The sequence below is a fragment of the Rhodococcus sp. 114MFTsu3.1 genome (assembly GCF_000383555.1).
Lineage (GTDB): Bacteria > Actinomycetota > Actinomycetes > Mycobacteriales > Mycobacteriaceae > Rhodococcoides > Rhodococcoides fascians_E.
Map to the genome: position 1 here is coordinate 1 of NZ_KB911567.1, position 22,644 is coordinate 22,644.

Below are 22,644 nucleotides of genomic sequence, written 5' to 3' on the forward strand. Positions count from 1 at the left end.
TTTGCGCGATCCCGGGGTGGTCGTGCCGTTCAGATACGACCGGATGGTCTTACGGTCTCGGCCGGTGTGACGGGCGATCGCCGAAATCGTCCAGCCTCGTTTGTGCAGGGCGTGTACTTCCACATCTTCCTCCCATGTAAGCATGAGGAGCGGGTCTCCTTCGGATAGCTGGTCGGTGGTCAGAGACCACCAGCATCGTGGGAGACCCGCCCTCGTTGGCGATGCCACACGGGTGGGGAATTTCAGTGAGCACTAGTGGGGAATTTCGATGAGCGCCGTCAGTGTTTCGTTGCACGTGGTGTTGGGAACAGAGAGGGGCCGGTCACGACCAGAGCACTTGGGTACGGTTCTGCCAGGTGCCGCTCAGGCTGGTGTGTGCTGGCAGCTTGTAGCGGTACCAGTCTGGGTAGAGCTGCTCGTCGTAGAGGCTGCACGCGTATCCAGAGACCATGACGGTCACCTGGCAGGGTACGCGGGCACTGTGCGAGTGCTTGATGGTTTGCGGTGGTGGTCATTTCGGTGCGGTTGTTCCGTGTCCGGCACCGCCTATGTAGGGCGGGTCGGCGTAGATGAGGGAACGGCGGCCGCTGCCGTAGGCGTCGATGAGGTCCAGTGCGCCGCAGTGTTCGATTCGAGACATCTCGCAGACGTGCGGCGACGGAATCGATTCGGTCGATGTAGGCGATCAGGCGGGCCGGCATCGACACCGACACCGACACCGACACCGACACTGACACCGGTATCGGAGGTGCGTACCGCCAGCCGATGTTGCATAGTGTGCCGGTGTGTCTTGCGGTCAGACCGACCCAGATCCGGCGTGCGCGTCCCGATTTCATCCAACTCGGCCGGCGGCCGGCAGAGCGCTGCGGTGCGTCGCTGTTTGTGTGTGGAGTGAGCGCGCACATTCGGGCGAGTGGTTGGCGGTGATCGTTCCCGACTGCTGCCGCGGGCGCGTACATGGCAGGCGCACCGGTCGCCGATGCTGCGGTCGGCGGGAAGCCACGCCAGCGCGTACGGCGCCGATCTATTCTTCGAAGCGGGCTCCGTCCCATGCGGAGTGAGGTCCGGATCTGGTTGCGCCGCTGATGGGGTGGACGCGGACGCAGCGCGCGGCCCGGCGAGTCGAATAGTCACCTGATGACGTGCTCCGCAGATCGCCGTCACCAAGCCTCAGCAGTACGGCTCGGCATGAGCCCGCAGACTCGTTCGAACGATCTCGCCAGCAACACGGTATCGACGGGTGCGTCCAGTTGGCAGCGGGCGTAACACGCTTCCTCGAACCTAGGCACGACGAACATGATTGCCGTACCGTTCAAGCGTACTTCCAACGTTGCGTTGCGACGCGGGGCTCGTATTGGTCCATCGCCGAAACGCCCTTCGGAATGCGCGAGGATCAGAAAAGCCGAGTCGATAGGATACCATCCTGACGGGATGACCACATCTTAGCGCTTTAACCGCTATCGAACTTCTGAGTTCGTCGCGGATACGACGAAACGAGGTGCCCTCGTCGGCTAAGAGGCGCCGAAGGTGAGCTTCACTGATAAACATTCTCCGCGCGATCACAGCAATCGTAACCGACGGATATGAAGTGCGAAGAAGCTCGCAAACCTCCGCCGCAACGCTGCCGGAACATGCAATTCCGTATTCGGCAACGCCAGTTTTTTCTTCGCTCAAACAGCAATCCCAAACAGATGTCGACCACGGGTTGTGCGCCAATTCTTCTTGATACCCTTCCCGTCTCACGAATTTCAGCCTTTCGCGATGATGACCAATTCATGTCTGCTACCGTCGGCCTGCAATCCGAATCCGAGCTAGCCAACACCACAATCTCACGTCGGCGCGGGTCTTCGAGCATGACGTCGACCCACCAACCAACACTGTTGATAGCGGCCAGGAATGGAAATACTCGCTTCGGTGTCCGCCGACCCCGGTAGGTGCCGGCTCCCGAAACTACATTGGTGCGTGTACCCAGCGTCATCCTTTGAGCTGTCCGAATGTGCCGCGCTGAACACCTGAGCTGCGGCCAAGTCGAGTAGACTCGAAAAATCAGAGACCGAAGGGCCGAGCTTCGACGCGGAGGGCCTGTAAACTACCGATCCCAAGCATCGCGGCAAACCCACTGTAAGCGCGCGCTGTGCATCCGAACCGTAATGTCCGTAGTACCGCAGGCCTTTTCGTCCCCCTGAGCTTCGGCGGCCGGCTCGCGTCGGATCAGACTTGCGATTTACCGCATAACTTAGACGCAAGCGCCGGTACACGAAATTGAGGACCTACACAGTGAACAGGCAATCGACACCAATCCATTCCGCACCACCGGCGCATGAGGGAAGAATCCGGACCGATTTGGTCAATCAATTGAGGCTAGATGATTCGCTCAATTTCATCCCCGTGGTTTCCGGTGCCCACATGATCGAAACCAGCAAGCCGACGAGCGTGATTGCGCACGCCGCGTACATTGTGGCAGAGATTCCGTAGCGGTCTAGCGCCACCGGCACCAGAAAAGTCCCTGCAGCTGCCCCGAAGCGCGTGAAGGCTGTGACGAGGCCCATTGCAGAACTGCGAAGGTCCGTAGGAAAAAGCTCGTTAGGGTAGACAAAATTCATTACTTCCAGTCCGCCGCTAAATAGCGCAAATGCGATGAAAAATACGGCGATCCAAACAGCTTGAGCATCCGAGAAGATTCCAAGCAGCAGTAGCGGCAGAGCCTTCAAAGCAAAGCTTTGGATGGTTAAGGTCCTGCGGCCGACTTTATTGATTATCCCTAGCGCAGCGATACAACCAATAGCGAAGAACAACTCGATCACAGCGGACCCGTAGGTAGCGGCGTGGCCATCAAGGTTCATCGCGCCGATGAGCTGTGGTCCGAACGAGAATATTGCGTAGACGGGGATTATCGCGCTGGTCCAACTGGCTATGACGAAGGCAAGGCGACCGGCGTACCCGGATCGAACAATTCCGAACAGACCGACCGGCCGTTCGCCCTCGGCTGGGACTTCGTCGATTGTCACCCCGGGACCGAAAACTCGCTCCATGACAGCTGCCGCCTCATCGAGCCGGCCGTTACGGGTGAGCCAATAAGGAGATTCAGGGGTGCCGATACGAAGCACACCAATCATGAGCGCTGGAACAGCTGCGCTGGCAAGCATCCATCGCCACGCATCATCCCCTGCGGTTCCCAACAGCACTTGACCCACCAGGTACGCAACGGCGCCTCCCAGAAAAAACAGCGAGATGAGAACGCCCAGGAGTGGGCCACGGAACCGCTTTGGACTGAACTCTGTCAGTAGCGCGGAGCCGATCGGATAGTCGACCCCGACTGCAAAGCCGACCAGAAGTCGCATGACGAGGAGCGCTACTGGCCCGTCTACCCAGAACGAAGCGACGGACAAGACTGCGATCGCGAAGAGATCCCATTTATAAATTCGTTGACGACCGAACTTGTCCGACAAATAACCGCCAACAACTCCGCCAAAGAAAATACCCACCAGTATGGTTGCAGCAATCGCACCCTTCGCGACGGGCGAAAGGGAGAATTGAGGACCGATTTGCAGCAGCGCGACGCCGAATATCGATAAGACGTACCCGTCGATGAATCCCGAGCCGCCTGCGCATGCTGCTAGCCGGATCTGGAACAGACTCAGTTTCTCATTTTCTACCGTCCCGTCACGGTCGGGCGGGTTCGGCGACGCGGATGGATAGGCAGCGCCCGCTGTTTCGGACATGTGTGGCTCCTGTTCTGGATGGATCTCGAAGACCAGACTCGGTTGCCACCGCCGCCATCGACGGCGCTGGTTCCCGACGCGTTCTGGCCACGACGTTCATGTCGTGTCAGGTCGAAAAGGTCCCGAGTCTCGCGTACGAGCTACAGTTTCTCCTAATCGCGTCGCGCAACGTGCTGTTGTGGCTCCACTCCGCACGAAGAGCCGCGGACAAGCACCCCTCAATCCCATACCGCGTCGACTTAGCTCCGACGCGTATCTTGCCAATCGTTTGGTGTAACCATAATTCATGCCACCGAGGGGTGCAAGGGGCGCCGAACATCACCACTGTTCGTCCGCAGGGCGCGGAGGACCTACGCTGCATACAATACTGCGCTCGTCGCCAAACGTTTGGCGTATGGTATACAAGCCGGGCTCGGATTTAGGAAGCCGTCGTAACGTGAAAACTTCCACTATGAATAATATAAGGAGGGGCCGTGTGACCGCGATGAACATGAAGCAATTGGCCGTGCTTGCGGGCGTCGACGTGTCGACGGTGTCTCGGGCCCTGCGCGGTGACAGCAGTCGAGTTGCCACCGCAACGATCGAGCGGATTCAGAGATTAGCGCGCGAGGCCGGTTATGTTCCCGACCCCGTAGCTTCGAGCCTTCGAAGCGGTCGATCACGCCTCATTGGAGTAGTCGTTCCCGTTCTCAGCGATATCGTAATGGCAATACTCGCGACGGCCATTGAGGAAGCGTTCCGCGAGCTCGGTTATTTGTCCGCAGTAATTGCGACGCACGGCGACGCCGGTGTCCGTTCGGCGGCGATCGATCATCTTCTCGGCCATAAGGTGGCCGGCTTCGTCTTGTGCGACACGGAGGTGGGGTGTGCAATCCCATCTCAGTTGGAAACTGAACCCATACCGTTCGTCTACGCGATGAGACGCTCGGACAGCGCAGTGTCGGTGACTGCAGATGACTACCGCGGTGGGGCACTGGTCGGCGAGCATTTTGCGGCGATGGGGCACCAACATGTTGCGGTCGTTCCGGGGCCTGCTGCGGCAAGTACGTCGCTGGATCGAGTTACAGGATTTACGGAAGCGGTAATGGACCACCCGCATATGAAGCTCATGGCGGGTACTGCTGTCGGTGGATTCGGTGTCGACGACGGCCACCGGTACGCCCTACAGATGCTAGACAGCGCTAACACCACTCCCACCGCGATATTCTGCGCAAACGATCACGCTGCGATCGGCGCCGGCCGCGCGCTCGCCGACAGAGGTCTGCGGGTGGGTAGGGATGTCGCTTTAGTGGGCTACAACGACATCCCGCAAGCTGCCTACCTCGAAACACCTTTAAGCAGTGTTCGTACGGACCTCGAGAGTATGGGCCGTTCCGCGGCGCAGTGTTTGGTGTCGTTGATGGAGGGCCGAGATGCACACAGCCTTGCCTTGGAGCCGACCCTGATCGTGCGGGCGTCCTCAGAGAAAGTTCGCGGGCGCGTTGACCAACCACCAACTTCGCGCAAGGATGCGATTCAATCGACGAAGTCGTCCCAGCTTTCAGCAAGGTAGTCGATGAACGCGCGTCCGAGGCCTTGTGACTCGAGGTGCGCACGAGACACCGGCTGGGAGACGCTGGCGTACGAGGGGTCCGCTAGGACTCTGCGAGCGAAGTCGTGTTGCAGGATAGCTGCCGTGCCGATCAACACGAAGTCAGCTCCTCGATCCAAGCATCGTTGGGCAATTTCGCCTGAATATACCTTTCCGGCAACGCCCAGTCTCGTGTTGCCTCTCGGCAGTGAGGCGAAAAGTTCGAGCAAAGTGGCGCCAGTCTGGGAATCGTGGCCGGTTTGGTCTGGATACCAAGGCCTGGCTGACACATCCCACAGCGACATATCGAGATAGTCGATTAGCTCCGACGCCATCGCTTGCTCCGCAACCTCGAGGCATTCCGGCAGGCGTGTTCCGAAGTCCGCGGGGCTCAGGCGCAGCCCGACCTGAAACGCTGATCCGGTCACCGATCGCACAGCGTCAAGGACCTCGAAGATAATCCGCGAGCGATTTTCAAGCGGTCCACCGTATGAATCTGTCCTTGTGTTGCGTTCGGAGTCGAGAAATTGGCTCAACAAGTAACCGTGCGCGCCGTGAATTTCCACGCCGCTGAACCCTGCCCGCTCGGCGCGCCGACCCGCGTCTGCAAACTCTTTTACGACAGAGGTGACTTGCGCGGTGGACAGTGCGCGAACCATTCTGAGCCGGTCATCCCACGGGGCGTAGGAAGGCATGCCCGATAGCGCTTGTCGTGCACGTGCGCCACCGTGATGAAGCTGCAGAAGTGACGCGGTCCCGCTACTGGCCAGCGCCGTCGCGAGTCGTGACAGACCGGGTAAGAACCGGTCATCCCACACGGCCAGCTGACCAGGAAAAGTATGCCCTGCTTGCGAGACATGCGCTGCACATGTCGTCACCGAACCGTAACCGCCAGTAGCCCGAGTGGACAGCCAATGCAGTTCATCATCGTGCAGACTGCCATCGGCGTTGCTCTGATGGTTTGTCAGCGGCGCCAGTTCCACTCTGTTGGCCCACGCAGTCCCGCGGGCCAACTTCAAGGGCTCGTGCAGGCTCGGCGCGCCCTCCGCCGGACAGCCCAACGAGGGCTGTTTGTGATCTTTCGGAGAAAAGCACTGCGCTGCGTTCGGTGATGACAAGGAATCAACCAGCCGCGATGCTGTGGAACCGCTTGCGAAGCTCTCGCTTGAGTATTTTCCCGTAAGCACTGGTCGGAAGCTCGTCCACTATCCAGACATGGTGCGGCTTCTTGTAGGACGCCATGGATTTCCTCGCGAACTCGATGACGGACTCCGGGGTGAGAGTCGCGCCGTCGTCTGCTACGACGACCGCTGCGACAACCTCACCCCACTTCTCGTCCGGTACACCGATGACCGCGACCTGAGAAACCTCTGGATGACGACCGAGAACCTCTTCCACCTCGCGTGCGTAGATGTTGGAACCTCCGCTGATTATCATATCCTTGATGCGATCTGTGATGAAGAGATAGCCGCAGTCGTCGAGGTAGCCGGCATCGCCGGTGTGCAGCCAGCCGTCTCTGATGGTGTCCGCGGTAGCTTCGGGCCGCTTCCAGTAACCGGCCATAACCAGTTCTCCGCGCACGATAATTTCTCCCACGGTGCCGAAGGGAACTTCCTTTCCTGCCGGGTCGACGATCCGAACTCGGGTGGAGAACGTTTCACGACCAGCAGATCCGAGCCGCCGCAAGCAATCTTCGTCGTCGATGCGGTGTTCGTTCTTGGACAGACAAGTGATTGTCGCGGCAGCTTCGGCCTGTCCGTAGAACTGTACGAAAACAGGGCCGAAAACTTCGAGGGCACGTGTGAGATCAGCGACGGGCATCGGGGCAGCACCGTAGACCACGGACTTGAGGCTCGACAGGTCGTACTGGTCGACGTCGGGTGCATCGAGCAACATGCGAATCATGGTAGGAGCGAGCATGGTTGCAGTCACCTTGAGCTTGGCGATCGTGTCGAGTACTGCAGAAGGGTCGAAACTCAGCGAAGCGGGAAATGCATTGGCTGCACCGATCGCCAAGTGAGGCAAAGCGACGCTGCAGGAACCGTGAGAGATCGGCGCGAGGTGCAGCATGACGTCGTCCGGCTGGAGATCAGGCCCCAATTCGAGTAGGAAATGCCGTGTCATCGCAAGTAGGTTCCGGTGAGTCTCGACAGCCCCTTTGGGCTTGCCGGTGGTGCCGGAGGTGTAGAAAAGCCACGCAGGATCATCGGGTTCGATCAGCACATTCGGACGGTCGACGGACGAATTCAGCCAGTCATCGAAGCGGTCGAATCCAGGAACATCTCCACCGAAGCTGACCCAGTGCTGAACGTGGGTGAGGTCCTCACGTAGCGGAACCAGTCGTCCCGCGAGGGCAGCGTCGCACAGCACGATAACGGCTTCGGAATCCGACAGCGCATGTCGATAGTCTTCCTGGTGCCCTCGCGGATTGAGCGTCACGGCAGCACAACCGGCGGTAACGGTTGCGAGGAAGCTTTCGAGGCCTTCATAGCGGTTGGTCGACAGAATCGCGACACGTGAACGCTGGGAAGTACGAGCCAGAATAGCGTTGGCGAGAGCGCTGACCCGGGCTGCACCTTCGGTATAGGTGACCGGTGGCCGATCGAGGGATATCCACAATGGGTTGTTCGGGTGGCGTAATGCGCTTCGATACAGGAGGTGTGAAATTTCCATGTTGTTCTCCAGACTGAAGGGACCAGACCGCTTAATGCGAAACGTCGATGATGCTTAATCGAAATCGAGCTCGCGGTCGAGAGTGATGATCGTATTCAGAAGGACATTTGCACCCGAGTGAATGTCCTTTTCGGCTGTGAATTCGTCCGGGCAATGGCTTCGACCGTCCTTCGACGGTACGAAGATCATGGCGGTGGGGATCTTCTTCGCGAGGATTGCAGCATCGTGCTCCGCGCCGCTGTACAGGCGGGACTGAGTAAGCCCCAGCCTGTCTGCTTCTCTCGATGAAATGTCTATGAATCGGTTGTCCATCACCGCAGGTTGTTCGGATGGTAACCATTCCAGCTCGACGTCAACCGAGCGGCTGGCGCCTTCGCTGTGTACCGCAGCATGAAACTTGTTGCCAGCAGCGTGTAACCAGTCCAGATCGGGGCTTCGAAACTCACCCCACAATTCGGACGACTCGGTGACGATGTTGACAGCGTCCGGGCTGAACGTAATCAGACCCGTGGTGCCGCGACCGTCGACATTCGCTGAGGCGATTCGTTCGATGGCGAGAACCGAACCCGCCGCGGCGCACCCAGCATCCCGACGCCTGTTCATCGGGGTCGTTCCCGCGTGATCGGGTTGTCCCTGAAACGCCACCCTGAAACGTTTGATCCCGGTGATCGAGGTGACCAGACCGATGTCGCTGCCCTGTTCTTCCAAGTGGGGGCCCTGCTCGATGTGGAGCTCAACGAAGGCTTTGACGCGGTTGGTATCGAATCGTGCAGACAGCAAGGCTTCAGGCACGACGCCGACTCGAGAAAGTTCGTCACCGAATCGCACTCCCTCTGAGTCGACCCGGTCCATGTCCTCTGTACTGATCTGTCCAGTCATAGCGCGGGACCCGACGCAACTAATTCCGAAGCGATTGGGCTCTTCACTGAAGAAGTCCACGACAATCAAGTCATGACGGAGCTCTATGCCGTTGGCGCGGAGCGTCCGTACAACCTCCAACGCCGCAGCGACACCTACATTACCGTCATATCGACCACCCCCCTCGACAGTGTCGGTGTGGGAACCGGTCATGATTGAACTGGCACCCGGTGCCGTGCCTCGTAGCACGCCAATAACGTTACCCGCGCCGTCGATTCGTGTTTCGAGCCCGGCTTCGGCCATGCGGGCGCGAACCCAATGCCGACCTACGACGTCGGCCTCAGTAAGAGCTTGCCTCGTCCAACCAGGAATCGTGGAATCGATGATCGTCGACAGATGAACCAAATCGGCTGTCAGCTGTTGGGGCTCGGAGATTATCAAGGGATCTGAAACAGGCATTGTGTCTCCGTCGTTCAGTTCGAAATGTAACCGGCAGCCTGTAGCCGTTTGGTGACGGCGCCCAGAGTAATGTCCAGTCGATCGACGATCTCGGCGATCTCGGCCTCTGTAATGATCAGAGCGGGTGTCAACATCAGGAACTCTCCGAATGCTCCGCCGTTCAGCCGTCGACCGCCGATCAGCAGGCCGTTTTCCATGGCAGTGCGGCGAATCTCGACTGTTGCATTCGCCGAACCCGGCAAGGACGCCTTGGTTGCACGATCGGCGACTATTTCCACGCCCACCATCAAGCCTCGGCCCCGAACATCACCGATGATCGGCCACTTTTCGGCGAGCCCATCAAGCTGATGGATCAACTCTTGCCCCATGACCGCACCATTCTCGATCAATCCACGGTCGGTCATTTCATCGAGCACTGCGCAACCTGCAGCGCATGAAATCGGGTTCGCGTTGTACGTATGTGACAAGTCGAAGCCGCCGGTAGCGTTCAGTCGATCGAGAAACTCGGTCGATACCGCAGTGGCCGCCAACGGTACGTATCCAGCCCCCAAGCCTTTCGCGATGACGACTGCGTCAGGACGCACATCGGGGCTATGATGGGCCGCCAAGAATTTACCGGTCCGCGTAGCGGACATCACCTCGTCGAATACCAAGAAAACTTCATGCCGCGTACAGATATCCCTGACGGCACGTAGATAAGATTCTGGGGCGACGTTTGCACCCGTTGCCGTGCCGCCAACCGGTTCCATGATGAACGCAAGCACGTTGTCCGGGCCAAGCTCGAGAATCGCCCGCTCGAGGTGTCCAGCGGCTATTAGTCCAGCTTCTTCGACCGAGTGATCCGCAGCGCGGCGGTAAGTCAGGGGCGCTGGAATTTTGGTGGATGGCACCATCATGTCGCCGTAGTATGCCGTGTACTCGCTGTCCCCGGTCCATCCCATCGTTCCAAGCGTTCCGCCGTGGTACGACGGCGTAAGCGAAATGACTTTGCGCTTGGCAGGTTTCCCGGCCTGGTAGGCAGCGACCCGGAGGAGTTTGATCGCCATTTCATTGGCTTCGGAGCCGTCGTTGGAAAGATGGACGCGTTCGAAACCGGGGCCGGCGAGTTCTGCAATTCGGCTAGTGAGCTCGATGTTGGGGTCATGTGTGGAAAACCGTACGTACGAAAACGACATCCGACGGCCCTGCTCCACCATCGCTTGCAGTACACGCTCGTTGCCCGGGCCGATGTTCGCGACTGCCGCGCCTGCATTAGCGTCGATGTACATCGCGCCACTGCCGTCGTAGTAACGGACTCCTTCGGCGCGAACGATATGGGGGCGCGAGATCACAGACGCGGAGTAGAACCGCTCCTGGTGGTTTCCGAGGCCTTCACGAGTCGACACCGTCGCCTCTCCTATCTGTTGTCGCCTTGCCGAGATACATGCGAACCTGCGTAACACAAAGGGTGCGTGCCAGCGAGGAACTGCCCAAATCATCGTGCCCGGCTCTTGCCAAACGTTTGGCCTCACTCTACGACCCTGAGGCCGAACACACAAGGCGGCCGAAGACTCGACTATGACGCGATCGGGTCGGTACACAGACTGCTCTGAGCTTCGTACGGTCGCCTCGCCCGGTCGACAGGCAGTTCATGGGGGTGAGCATCAATTGATCTACAACACCAGGAGTGGCATCACCGGAGGTTTCCCGCCGGTTTGCTCAACTTCTGCGCCGTTCGGCTTGATACAGGTCGAGAGAGTTGGCTTAGTCGAATAGGGACTCTGAACGGGTTCCACGAGAAATATCCGACCGCGCGCCGACAGTTTTGAGTCGGTGCGCCGAGCCCGCCCCGATGCCCAAACCTTCACTGTCGAATCCGAATGAGACAAGTGTGCCGTTACATGCCCTGAAGTTGACGCAATATGAGCCACTTGCGCAGCACGAGATTGCACCGAAGTCGGCTTGGTGTGCGCGCGTGGGGCGTGTCTTCAAGCTGAGGGGTGCGTACGATTCGTCGATCGATGTACGGACTGCAGCTCATGTCCGGCACTTCCGTCATGGGCATCGTTGACCAGACGGAAGTGCCGAGCCGTCGACAAGGAAGCACTCTCGTCGACGGAGCCCATCGCCAATCAAGTCACTGTTGACCGGCAACGCTTAGGTGCACGAATGCGATCCAGGGGTGCCACCAGAGAGAAGACGCTGCTGCAGACGGCTTTCCAGAGCGAAACCATCGCGCGGTGGGGTGTTCCAGCCCTCGTTCAGGAGTTGTTTGGCGGCGCGAATGGCTCGAGGGTCTCGGGTGGCGATGTCGAGTGCAGTATCGATGGCCGCAGAAATCGGATCGTCCGCGATCCGAGTGACCAGGCCGAGCCTTCGAGCGTCATTTCCGGAGACGACTTTACCAGTGAACGTGAGTTCCTTTGCGACGTCGATTCCCACCAACTTCGGCAGTGTATATGTGATGCCCATGTCTGGCACAAGTCCCCATCGAATCTCCATCACTGACAATTGAGCCTCGGGCGATGCGATCCGAATGTCCGCGCCCAGAGCCAGCTGAAGCCCTCCCCCTAAGCAATTCCCAGCGACCGCTGCTATTACCGGTACTGGACAACGCTGCCAATCGTACGAGACCCGCTGGGCGCGGTTCGCTATCGATTGATCATCGACTGTGAAGAGGTCGTTGATTCGAGACGGATTGCGTAGGTAGTGGTCTACGTCGAGACCCGCGCAGAAACTTTTTCCTTCGCCAAACAGTACAACTGCTCGCACTGCTGAGTCGTCGGAGATTCTCGCCGCGGCGAACGAAAGCGCTGAAATCATACTCGCATCGAGTGCGTTATGTCGATCGGGACGTGTCATCCTCACTACCGCTACGCCCTGAGCATCGATATCGACAGAGACCCGTTCTCTGCTCGGCTCACGTGGAGAATCTGACAATTCGGGTACGGTCGTCATGGGTAGAGCCCCCTAGTCAAGTGTGCGGTGGTGACCGTGTCGACGGCCAGGACTGTCGCCGCTACGCGAAGCGGGACCCGATGCGCGTGGGAATAGGCCAAGACACGTTCCCATGCACGCTGCATTCGTTCACGCAGGCGGTTCTCGACGTCGTTCTGGCTCCACCAGTAGGCCTGGTTCGCTTGAACCCATTCGAAGTACGAGACCACCACTCCCCCAGCATTGGCAAGGATGTCGGGCACAACGAGCTGACCGTTGACGTCAAAAATTTCATCGGCTGCAGGCGTGGTGGGTCCATTCGCTCCTTCTACAATCAGAGCTGCCTTAACATTTCGAGCGTTAGCCTCGTTCAGAACGCCTTCCAACGCGGCCGGTACGAGCAAGTCGATGTCAAGGTAGAGCAGCTCGTCTCGGTTAGAGAGCGGTTCGCTACCTGGAAATCCAACAACAGTGCCGTGCGCGCGTGCGTGGCTCTCCAGCTCAGCAATGTCCAGGCCGTCGCGGTTGTAGATTGCACCGAATTCGTCACTCACGGCAAGTATCCGTACCCCCGATTCCCAGAGAAACCGCGCCGCTCCCCCGCCGACCTTACCGAATCCCTGAATGGCAGCACGCGTGCCAACCGGGGCGCGACCCAGGTAGTCAAGCCCAGCCAGTGCGATATGCGCTACTCCCAGCGAGGTTGCACTCGACCGTCCCAGCGAGCCGCCCAGCTCGATGGGCTTGCCGGTTGCCACACCGAGAACAGTGTGCCCCTGCCCGACAGAGTAGGTATCCATCATCCAAGCCATCACCTGCTCGTCAGTCCCAACGTCTGGTGCTGGAATATCCTGCGAGGGACCAATTATCGGCATGATCTCGCTCGTGTAACGTCGTGTGACACGCTGCACCTCGGCACGCGAGTATTGCTTCGGATCAAAGCAAACTCCGCCTTTGGCGCCTCCGTACGGAACGTCGACCAGAGCACATTTCCAGGTCATCCACATCGCCAAAGCGCGAACCTCGTCCAGGTTCACGTCCTTACTGTACCTCAGACCGCCCTTTCCCGGACCGCGAGACACATTGTGCTGCACCCGATGCCCTATCAATACCTCGACGTCACCATTATCCCTGCGGAGCGGGATGCTGACCGACATCTCTCGCCTGGGATGGGCGAGCATTGAATACACGCCCTCGTCGAGCCCCAGAATATCGACTGCCACGGCTAATTGTGTCCTTGCATCGGATAGGGGTCCACCCTCCGCCGATGCGATGCCCTGACCGAGCAATGAATAGCCTGCACTCGCAGCATCCGCTGGAGCGGACGTATCGGAACGCAAATCGGTGATCATGGAATACTTTCTTCGCGGGGTTGATGAGAATCGCAGTTGTCGAGTGGACTGCGTTTCATGCGCTGTCAGAGTTTGCATGTCCACGTTCCGGCGTTGAGGACCTTCGGCAACCAAGGCTCTGAAACTGCGATGGGCATTCGTCAAGATCGGCACTATCGCAGAACCCGATAGAACGGTGAAGCGATCGTGGCCGGGGTCCTATGCCGGTTCCAAGTCCACCCGGGATCTACTTGCTCTGACCGGGCAAGTCGAGGCCGCGTGAACGATCCGTTGGGATGGTGTGCTGCAATCGCGCATGTTTCAAGCCTGTTACTCCTTTGTACGTCTGGTTACTCCGTCGACGACACGCCCGCGATGCATGCAACGCCCTCTGTGTTGGCATCTGAGGGCCTCGGTACGTCGATGCAAGCTGCTTGCGGTTTGGAGCGCACCGGTCCGCGCTAACTGCCAGTGTTTCTATAGAATTGCATCAGCAGGCGATCCTCTACCAAGAATCCACAAGGGGAGGTAGCACGCCTCCACGCTGCAGATTCTCGCGCTGCGCATCAACCGTGTGCGAACTTGTACGAGAGTTCGACGGGTCAAACCGGCCACGTATTTCATGCTATACCAATCGTTTGGAATCTGCGGGCGCAATTCTACTATTCGACGTTGTGCGTGCGAATCGAGGAGACTCGCGCACTGCAACACACCACAGGTGAGCGGCCTCGACGAGAATCGCCTGCGCCGCGCTGGAAACGTAGAGCTGATGTTGTAGGCGTCGAAAGAAGTGCATCAAGGCCCATCAACTACTTGGCGTCGAAGGTCTGGATTGCGCTTGTGTAACCAAACTTCCAACTCTCCGCCTTGGCTACTCGTCGTGAAGCGAGGGAGCCTGGTGGGAATCTCGAGCGACAGCACTGCGACAGAAGAGGCCCCCGTCCAGCCGCATAAGCTTGTTCAAGGACGTCGCGAGTGGCCTGTTTGCCGCACATACAAGCCAAATTGCGGTTCCCGCATCAACGGGTCCTGCACGGCCTGTCAGCTCTTCGGGCCGATCCGGTGGCCCCGGTCCCTCGGCCAGAGCAGGCTTCGGCAATTTTCGCATTCACCCGCGCGAGGGCGATAAGTCGTAGATTGCATCCCGGGCCTGATCGTCGCTGCCGGTCAGGACCATCGGCAACACGGCTACTGAAGCGCAGTTTCGTGACACGCGTGTTCCAGGGAGCGATTGTCACGGCGGCGAAACCCGTCGGCAGTGGGTCAAACGGGAGTGGATGTTCCGATCCTGCGCAGCTACGTTGATCACCACTCTAGGCGTGGTCGAGGCGATTCTTCGCGGAGTGTTGTCCTCGATGTCGGGGAGTTCAACGCTTGGTTTCGGGTGAATCTGTTATGAACGCGGCCGAAACGGTTGCAATTCCGGCAAATGCAAACAGAAGTAGAAAAGATATTGTGTACGCGGTGCCACTGGAGTAGCCGGAGGGCTCGACGTCGGCGCTGACGATCGCGGCTGTGATGGCGATTCCTGCGGCACCGCCGATCGTCCGCAGGTTTGCGTTGACCCCGCTGGCAACGCCGGTCATATGGTTCGGTACTGCATCGATTGTCAGCCCGGTCATAGATGCGAAGGACAGCCCGATCGCGGCGCCCAAGATCGCGGACGCGACAGTGATGTGCCAGATATTGTGGTGTGCGACCGACAGAACCAGATATCCCACGCAAGTGAGGCCGTTGCCGACCAGAAACAAGATTCTCCACCCGACACGGGTAGCGAGCACACCAGCGATCGCAGAGGTAACGAGCGAAACAATGGCTTCCGCAGCGAGCACGACGCCTACATCAGTGAGGCTGGCTCCTAGTCCGTAATCGGTGTCAACGGGGGCTTGAAGTAAAGCTGGGATCAAAACGACGAACGGATACATCGACAGGGCCAACATGACCGATGAAAAGTTGATCGGGCCGACCGATCTGCTGGTCATCATCCGAAGATCAATCAGCGGCGTCATGCTCCGCAGTTCTAGACGGCACCACACAACACAACCGACAATGCTCATTGCGACAAGGACCATCAGCCGCAGACTGGACCATCCCCATTGCGGGCCCTGACTCACAGCAATGAGAGCTAATGTCAACCATGCAGATAGCAACAAGGTAGGGACGAGGCGAACACGACCGACGTGATGGTTTGCGGGCGATGGCTGTACGACGCGAATTGCCGCGACGGCGGCTACAAAAGTACAGACTGCCGGGACGGCAAACAACCATTCGTACCCAAGTCCCTCTACGAGTGGGCCCGCTACCATCACGCCCATACCGTTACCGACCGCCATTGTCGCCGCCGCGGCGCCGAAAGCCCTCTTCGCTGACCGTGCATCGAGTCGCTCACGGATAACGCTGAACGTCAGTGGAATCAACCCACCGCCCAATCCCTGCATTGCGCGAGCGAATATCAGAACTCCGATGCTGTCAGCGAAGAGAGCCACCAGTGACCCAGCAGAAACAATCGCCAACGATGCGGATATGAAAATACGCTTCCCGTAGCGATCACCGAGCCGTCCGACTATTGGAGTTGCGACCGAGGCGCTGACCATATAGGAGGTCATGACCCAGGACGTCGTTGCCTGTGTGGTGCCGAAGCGTTCGGTGAATAGAGGCAATACGGGCGCAACCATGGCTAGTAGCAGCGTCACCGAAAGCAAGCCCGCAGTCAGGACCACCAGGGTGGATACCACGTTGGTACCGGCAGAGAGGCGGTAGGACATGTCATTGCCTCCCCGCCGTTCCAATTCACTCACTACATGCTCAGTTCGATTCCCGCGCGGATGGGAATATCGGCTGGCGCTTTTCTTGAAATGCAGCTATTCCTTCCCGCGCGTCTTCCTGGTAAAGATCGATCGTCTCGAGCGCAACCGACAATTCGAATGCAGGAGCCGCTGTGCGAAGAACGTGGTTGAGAGAACGCTTGGTCGACCGAAGAGCTCGCTGCGGTCCGCGGCCGAGCTGGTCAGCGATCGACATCGCCCTTTCCAGGACTTGGTCCACAGGTACCGCGATACTGACCAAGCCGATACGTTCGGCTTCAGCCCCGGTGAGGAAGTCTGCAGTAAGTAGGTAGAACTTGGATTTTGCCATTCCACACAGCCATGGCCACATCATCACAGCGTGGTCTCCCGAGGAGATACCAAGACGGCTGTGGCCGTCGGTGATTCGAACGTCTTCGCCGATCACACTAATGTCTGCTGTCAGCGCGATCGCGAGACCAGCCCCCACTGCGACCCCGTTGATGGCGGAGATGATCGGCTTGTCGAGGTCTAGCATGTTGTAGACAATGTCCTTGGCTACCTGGCCGGAACGAAGAACACGATCAGACCGCAGGCCGTCAGCCGGATCGTCGTGTTCTTTAAGGTCCCCCCCTGCCGAGAAAGCGGCACCGCGGCCGGTGATTACGGCGATCCTGGCCTCCGCATCGCGTCCTATAGTGCGCCACACTTCAGCGAACTCGTCGTGTAGACGTTCGTTGGCTGCGTTCGCGCGTTCGGGGCGGTCGATGATGACAAGTAACACCCCATTGTCGCGTCGTTCGAACCTGAGGTGTTGATAGTCCTCGTAGTTCACAGGGCCCCCCTGTCGGCCGACGCAGCGCGCTTGTTCGAGATCGAAAGCGCGGTTGCGCAGACTATTTCGAACATCAAGTTGGCGGCGTTGAGTGCCGTATGTCCGCTCGGATCGAAAGGCGGTGCCACCTCCATAACGTCACCGCCGATGATATCGAGACCGTGCAGACCCCGGAGGATCCCCAGTGACTCTCGCATCGTCAGTCCGCCGGGTTCGGGTGCGCCCGTTCCGATTGCGAAGGGAGTGTCGAGAGCATCGACATCGAATGTGATGTAGGTGGGAATGTCACCAAGTACTCGGCGAATTTCGGCGACCGTGCCGGCAATACCCAGGTCGGCAACATCGTCTACTGTCAGCAGGCCCATCCCGTGGTCGCTGTGCCAATTGCGGTCGGATTTCACGAAGCGGGTGCCGTGAATTCCGACGGTGATCGTGTGAGCCGGATCGACGAGATTGTCTTCGATCGCTGCTCGCACGGCATTCCCGTGGTGGATGTAGCCACCGTAGGGGTCGTCGTAGGTGTCGGGATGAGCGTCGAAGTGCACCAGTCCTACTGGGCCGCTGCGGACGAGGCCTTTCAGCATTGGGTAAGTTGCTCCGTGATCGCCACCTGCGGCAACTACCGTCGCGCCACGGTCGGCCAAACTTGCCACGAATTCGGTGGCGCGTTCGATACTCTGCCGAGGGTCCATGGGGTTGAGAACTGCATCTCCCACGTCAGCGATGCGACACAATTCGAAAGGTTCCACACCTCCGTAGCTGAGTCGGCGGATGAGCCCGGACATGTCCCGGATCTGACGAGGTCCTTGCTTCGCCGATCCGCGCCCACTCTGGAAGTCGTACGGCAGCCCCGCGAGTGCGATGTCTAGATCCAGCCCGTCAGGTTTGTACGGAGCGCGCATGAAGGTGGCGAGGCCTGAAAAGCGCGCACCGGCATCAACACCCATCTTGCTGATCTGTTCGGAATCTGGCATGTAAGCCTCCTCGTTGTTGCCGAAAGATTTTCTGCACATCAAGACAGGTATTGTTTATAGCAGAATTTGCGACGGGTGGTGAAGCGCTTGCACGCTGTGGGTGTAAGTTCCGTCGGTGGCCGTAGAGCAGAAAACCCGAGGTGAGTCCGAACGCCCACGCTATCCGGTGGGCTCCGTAGGCCGCGTACTGCAACTTCTGGATTTGGTCGCCGGTGACTCAGCCCCGCGTGCCGCTGATGTTGCCACCGCGTTGGGTGTCAGTCGGGCGACTGTGCACCGCCTTGTCAGCCTGTTACAGCACGAAGGCTACGTACAGCTCGACTCAGATACGCATCGCTACCATCCGGGTACGGCACTGATCAGCGTCGCTCGGACAGCCCTTCGAAACCTTCAGGTTCGGGCGGTCGGGCTCGAACAGATCGCGAACCTCCGCGATGACAGCGGAGAAACTGTTGAGCTGTGCGTCATGGACGGAGATCAATCGGTAGTAGTCGCCACGGCCGAGAGCCGAAGACCACTGCGAGTGGTCGATGCTGTCGGAGATCGCATGTCAGCGCACCTCACAGCGTCGGGTAAAGCGATGTTGTCCGCCATGACACCCCTATCTGTCATCGAGATGTACCCCCGGGATACCCTTCCAGCACCCACCGCTCGCTCGATCGACTCGCGCTCAGCTCTGATCGCAGAACTTGCAGCAGCCCGCGCTGCCGGTTGGGCAACAAACCGAGGAGAGGGCGACGAGGACTTCGTCGGCATTGCGGCTCCCGTCGTCGACGGTAATGGGCAGGTTCGCGGGGCGGTGACGATCGCGCTACCGACCGACAGAGCCGAGGAGGAGTTCGAGAAGACTCTTGGGCCGTCTGTCATCGCTACTGCCCTTGCAATCGCCGATCGGCTCGACGCCGACACCAGTTCGGCTGACGTGACCGGCGGATTGGAGGGCAGTCGCAAACAGGCAGACTTGGACGTGGCAGATGTCGGCACCGTTGATCGTCAAGCGGGATCGGCATCGAAGTCTCTGCGGCTTCTGGACCTGCTGGCGCGACAGAAGGTCGTGCGTGTCACGGAAGTGGCGCGTCAATTGAACGTCGCACCCAGCACGGCACACCGACTGCTTGGCATGTTGCAGCATCATCGCTTCGCCTCACGAGACAGCGACCGCACTTACCGTTTCGGTACAGCGCTTCTTCATCTCGCATTGCGGGTCGGTGACTCGTCGAAGGTCAACGATGCAGCAACCCGATGGGTGACCCACCTCGCCGATCTCACTGGTGAAACTTGCAGCCTGTGGACCCACGATGAAGGCGACCAGGTGAAGGCAGACTTCATCGTCGAGGGCAGCCGAAGGACGCGGGTGGTGGAGAATATCGGCGTTCCTGTCCCGGCTGACTTATGCGCCCCAGGATTGGCGTTGGGCGAGGTCCTTCGCGGCCGACGAAACTCCGCGCACGAGTTGCGAGCAATCGAAGAGCCCCGCAGGTACCACGACCACCTGGTTTCCGGGAGGATCACGACATCTGGCGTCATCGTGTTCGTCGACACCGATCCCCAGGACGATGGCATCCGTATCGCTGCAGCTGTGGCGCTGCGCGGTGAACACTCCCCAGGCTACGCACTCGCGGTTTCCATGGCTGCCGCAAGATTCGAAGTGGACGGGCAACGCATCGCGCGGTGGGTTGGCGAAACGGCCGACAGCTTCCGGAAGGAAGTGAATGAGCACAACTAATTTCCACAGACCGCGAGCCCTCCAGTTGCAGCCTGTCATGCGACTCCCTTTGCGATTCGGACTGTAGCGCCCGACGGATCCGCAGCGTGGTCATCGACGACGCAGTGGCTACACACGGTCGCACGACCAGGGACGCCACCCCTTGCAGTCGCATTCGCCGCCGCTCCGCGTAAGTCGTCTTGACACCGGTCAAAGCGGTCGGCCAATCTCCATGGGGTCTTGCGCTCATGTACTCCTTACTCGTAGAGTCGTGCCAAACGATTGGCACTACGTGATGCCGATGCGCGTGATGTTTAGGCAAGTACTAACAGAAGTGACAGGGTCAATGACGCATTACAAGAGCAACGTTCGTGACATCGTGTTCAATCTTTTCGACGTCTTCGAATTGGACCAGATCCTGGGGACCGGTACCTATTTGGACCTGGACACGCAAACGGTGAACGACATTCTCGTGGAAGTGAGCAGACTAGCCGAAGGACCGGTCGCGGCATCCTTCGAGATCTCGGACCGCGAGCCCACCACGTTCGACGTCACGACCAATTCGGTGACGGTACCACCGGAACTAGCGAAGACGGCCCGTCTGGTGGCGGAATCCGGCTGGCCACAGCTCGGGCTACCGTCGAGCATGGGAGGTAGCGACGCCCCAGCAGTGCTGGTGTGGGCCGTTAACGAGATGCTGTCGGCCGCCAACGGTCCTCTCACCTTCTTCAACTTCAGCACCATCATCGGCCAGGTTGTGCACGAATTCGGTACGGACAACCAAAAGCGTTGGGCGTTATCGGGTTTAGAACGAGGTTGGTCAGCAACGATGGTTTTGACCGAACCGGACGCAGGTTCAGATGTAGGCGCTGGCCGCACTAGAGCTGTTCCGCAAGCAGACGGCACGTGGCACATCGAAGGTGTCAAACGGTTTATCACCAATGGCGACGTAGGCGACTTCGCCGAGAACATATTTCATCTCGTGCTCGCCCGCCCGGAAGGCGCCGGTTCCGGAACCAAAGGTTTAAGCTTGTTTTACGTTCCCAAGTGGCACTTCGATCCGGCGACTATGGAATTAGGCGCACGAAATGGAGTCTTCGTCACCGGTGTCGAACGCAAGATGGGTTTGAAATCGTCACCAACATGTGAGTTGACATTTGGTGGCAACGGTGTGCCAGCAGTCGGATGGCTCATCGGCGATGCCCACGACGGTATAGCGCAGATGTTCAAGATCATCGAGGCCGCACGCATGACAGTGGGAACTAAAGCTATCGGAACGTTGTCAACGGGGTACCTCAATGCGGTCGAGTACGCGAAGCAACGAATACAGGGCGCCGATCTCGCACACATGCGCGTTCTGGACGCGCCCAAGGTTTCCATCATGCGACATCCCGCAGTGCGGCACAGTCTGGCACTACAGAAGGCCTATGCCGAGGGCATGCGCGCGGTGTATCTGTACACTGCTGCCCATCAGAACGCAGAAATAGCAGCACACGTATCCGGCGCCAATCCAGATCTGGCCAAGAGGATCAATGACTTACTGCTCCCCGTTGTGAAAGGTGTCGGCTCGGAGCGAACATGCGAAATGCTTACCCGCAGTTTGCAAATCTTCGGCGGATCTGGCTACTTACAGGACTACCCGCTCGAACAGTATCTGCGCGACAGCATCATCGATACATTGTACGAAGGCACTACGGCCATCCAAGCGCAGGATCTTATTTTTCGTAAAATTCTGCGCGATCGTGGCGAAACTTTCGAATTTCTTGCCGCCCAGATCGAACGTTCCATCACGTCGCCTCCGGAACAACTCGTCCGTGAGGCCGACATATCGAGAGCAGCACTGACCGCAATCCGCCGTATAATTTCAAAGTACGCGTTATGGAACAATGAGCCAGGCTCGACGGAGGTTTACAAAATCGGCCTGAGCGCTACTCGTTTCCTTGACGCCCTGGGAGATCTACTGGTTGCGTGGCGACTGTTTGCACAGGCAACTGTCGCGCTGGATAGGCTCGCCACCGGACCGGACCCTCAGTCGACCATTTTCTACCGAGGGAAAGTGGTCACCGCGTCTTACTTCATACGCACTACCCTTCCTTCCATCTCGGGCTTCGAACTCAGCCTGGATGAGATCGATCTGGACCTCATGAATTTGGAAGAAGACGCATTCTGACAGCGCCCCCAGCACTTTTGTTCTGCCGCAGGGCAAATGACGGGGGGAGACGTCGCTTCGACAGTATCCTTCTCCCCGCTGAGCGAGGCAGGCATCACGACGCTCGATTGAATCCGACGGCGTCACTGTGCGGGTCCTGTCTGCCGCGCCGGATAGGACCCCAAGCGCAATTCGGCGGCCTCGATGACACTCCTCTCCAGGTTGCAATTGGGCGTGCGGCCGTGCCCAGGAACTTGGTGTGTGTCAGAGAGAACAGCTGAACCATCGGACGCAGTTGCAATCGTTCGCGTTAATTGACCGAAGAAGTTCGGAGTCGGAAAGGAAATCAGTAGTGGAGATTTCGGGAACAGCAGCGTTGGTCACAGGCGGGGCGTCCGGCCTCGGTGCGGCAACGGCCAAGCGCCTCGCCGACGCCGGGGTGACGGTGTTCGGCCTCGACCTGGCCCAGTCGATCGAGCGGGCGGGCGACAGCGTGCCCGACGGTGTCACGCTCATCGCCGCCGACGTCACCAGCGAAGCCGACGTCGAGGCAGCCCTCGACACCATCACCGCGTCCGGGGTGCCCCTGCGCATCGTCGTCAACTGCGCCGGTGTCGGCTGGGCGGGACGCATCCTGTCGAAGAAGGGCCCGCACGAGCTCGAGCTCTT

16 protein-coding genes and 1 pseudogene are annotated in these 22,644 nt (G+C 59.0%); 4 read left to right on the plus strand and 13 right to left on the minus strand.

Annotation, left to right across the window (positions count from 1 at the left end; all coding sequences use genetic code 11):
• The 4 genes and pseudogenes from H292_RS27590 to H292_RS0126295 form a co-directional block, all read right to left on the minus strand.
• A pseudogene (locus H292_RS27590) lies at positions 1-144 on the minus strand (helix-turn-helix domain-containing protein); the annotation flags it as partial.
• A 367-nt stretch (positions 145-511) separates the two neighbouring features.
• Positions 512-640, minus strand: coding sequence for a hypothetical protein (locus H292_RS28785; protein WP_020113384.1), 129 nt, complete (start codon positions 638-640; stop codon positions 512-514).
• 641 nt (positions 641-1,281) lie between these two features.
• Positions 1,282-1,548, minus strand: a complete 267-nt coding sequence (locus tag H292_RS28920; RefSeq protein WP_081631909.1) for a helix-turn-helix domain-containing protein — start codon at positions 1,546-1,548, stop codon at positions 1,282-1,284.
• An 803-nt stretch (positions 1,549-2,351) separates the two neighbouring features.
• Positions 2,352-3,722, minus strand: a complete 1,371-nt coding sequence (locus H292_RS0126295; protein WP_020113385.1) for an MFS transporter — start codon at positions 3,720-3,722, stop codon at positions 2,352-2,354.
• 484 nt (positions 3,723-4,206) lie between these two features.
• Between H292_RS0126295 and H292_RS27595 the strand changes: the two genes are divergently transcribed.
• Positions 4,207-5,274, plus strand: a complete 1,068-nt coding sequence (locus tag H292_RS27595) for a LacI family DNA-binding transcriptional regulator (protein ID WP_231383935.1) — start codon at positions 4,207-4,209, stop codon at positions 5,272-5,274.
• Here H292_RS27595 and H292_RS0126305 read toward each other — a convergent pair.
• From H292_RS0126305 to H292_RS0126345, 9 genes are all read right to left on the minus strand, one after another.
• Positions 5,238-6,353 carry an NADH:flavin oxidoreductase gene (locus H292_RS0126305; RefSeq protein ID WP_331271185.1) on the minus strand — a complete coding sequence of 372 codons (1,116 nt, stop codon included), beginning with the start codon at positions 6,351-6,353 and terminating at the stop codon, positions 5,238-5,240. The two genes, H292_RS27595 and H292_RS0126305, sit on opposite strands and share 37 nt — an antisense overlap.
• 61 nt (positions 6,354-6,414) lie before the next feature.
• Positions 6,415-7,965: an AMP-binding protein gene (locus H292_RS0126310; protein ID WP_037189131.1), complete on the minus strand. Its 1,551-nt coding sequence runs from the start codon at positions 7,963-7,965 to the stop codon at positions 6,415-6,417.
• Positions 7,966-8,019: 54 nt separating this feature from the next.
• A complete protein-coding gene (locus tag H292_RS0126315; RefSeq protein ID WP_037189133.1) occupies positions 8,020-9,282 on the minus strand; it encodes a M20 family metallo-hydrolase in 1,263 nt (420 codons plus the stop codon).
• Between the two features lie 14 nt (positions 9,283-9,296).
• Entirely contained in the window at positions 9,297-10,667 is a 1,371-nt protein-coding gene (locus H292_RS27600; RefSeq protein WP_020113390.1) for an aminotransferase family protein, read from the minus strand.
• Between the two features lie 751 nt (positions 10,668-11,418).
• A complete protein-coding gene (locus H292_RS28010; protein WP_081631912.1) occupies positions 11,419-12,219 on the minus strand; it encodes a crotonase/enoyl-CoA hydratase family protein in 801 nt (266 codons plus the stop codon).
• Positions 12,216-13,628: a Glu/Leu/Phe/Val family dehydrogenase gene (locus tag H292_RS0126330; protein ID WP_231383934.1), complete on the minus strand. Its 1,413-nt coding sequence runs from the start codon at positions 13,626-13,628 to the stop codon at positions 12,216-12,218. Before H292_RS0126330 ends, H292_RS28010 begins: the two co-directional genes overlap by 4 nt.
• A 1,268-nt stretch (positions 13,629-14,896) precedes the next feature.
• Complete coding sequence (locus tag H292_RS27610) at positions 14,897-16,294, minus strand: MFS transporter (RefSeq protein ID WP_155949840.1); 1,398 nt, start codon at positions 16,292-16,294, stop codon at positions 14,897-14,899.
• Between the two features lie 40 nt (positions 16,295-16,334).
• Positions 16,335-17,147, minus strand: a complete 813-nt coding sequence (locus tag H292_RS0126340) for an enoyl-CoA hydratase/isomerase family protein (RefSeq protein WP_020113394.1) — start codon at positions 17,145-17,147, stop codon at positions 16,335-16,337.
• Positions 17,144-18,121 carry an arginase family protein gene (locus H292_RS0126345; RefSeq protein ID WP_020113395.1) on the minus strand — a complete coding sequence of 326 codons (978 nt, stop codon included), beginning with the start codon at positions 18,119-18,121 and terminating at the stop codon, positions 17,144-17,146. Before H292_RS0126345 ends, H292_RS0126340 begins: the two co-directional genes overlap by 4 nt.
• A gap of 115 nt (positions 18,122-18,236) precedes the next feature.
• Between H292_RS0126345 and H292_RS0126350 the strand changes: the two genes are divergently transcribed.
• From H292_RS0126350 to H292_RS0126360, 3 genes are all read left to right on the plus strand, one after another.
• A complete protein-coding gene (locus tag H292_RS0126350) occupies positions 18,237-19,847 on the plus strand; it encodes an IclR family transcriptional regulator (RefSeq protein ID WP_081631914.1) in 1,611 nt (536 codons plus the stop codon).
• A 325-nt stretch (positions 19,848-20,172) separates the two neighbouring features.
• On the plus strand, positions 20,173-21,996 hold the full coding sequence (locus H292_RS0126355; RefSeq protein ID WP_027499113.1) for an acyl-CoA dehydrogenase: 1,824 nt from the start codon (positions 20,173-20,175) through the stop codon (positions 21,994-21,996).
• A 331-nt stretch (positions 21,997-22,327) separates the two neighbouring features.
• Positions 22,328-22,644, plus strand: a 317-nt coding sequence (locus H292_RS0126360; RefSeq protein WP_020111770.1) for an SDR family NAD(P)-dependent oxidoreductase, incomplete at its 3' end; no start/stop codon positions are given.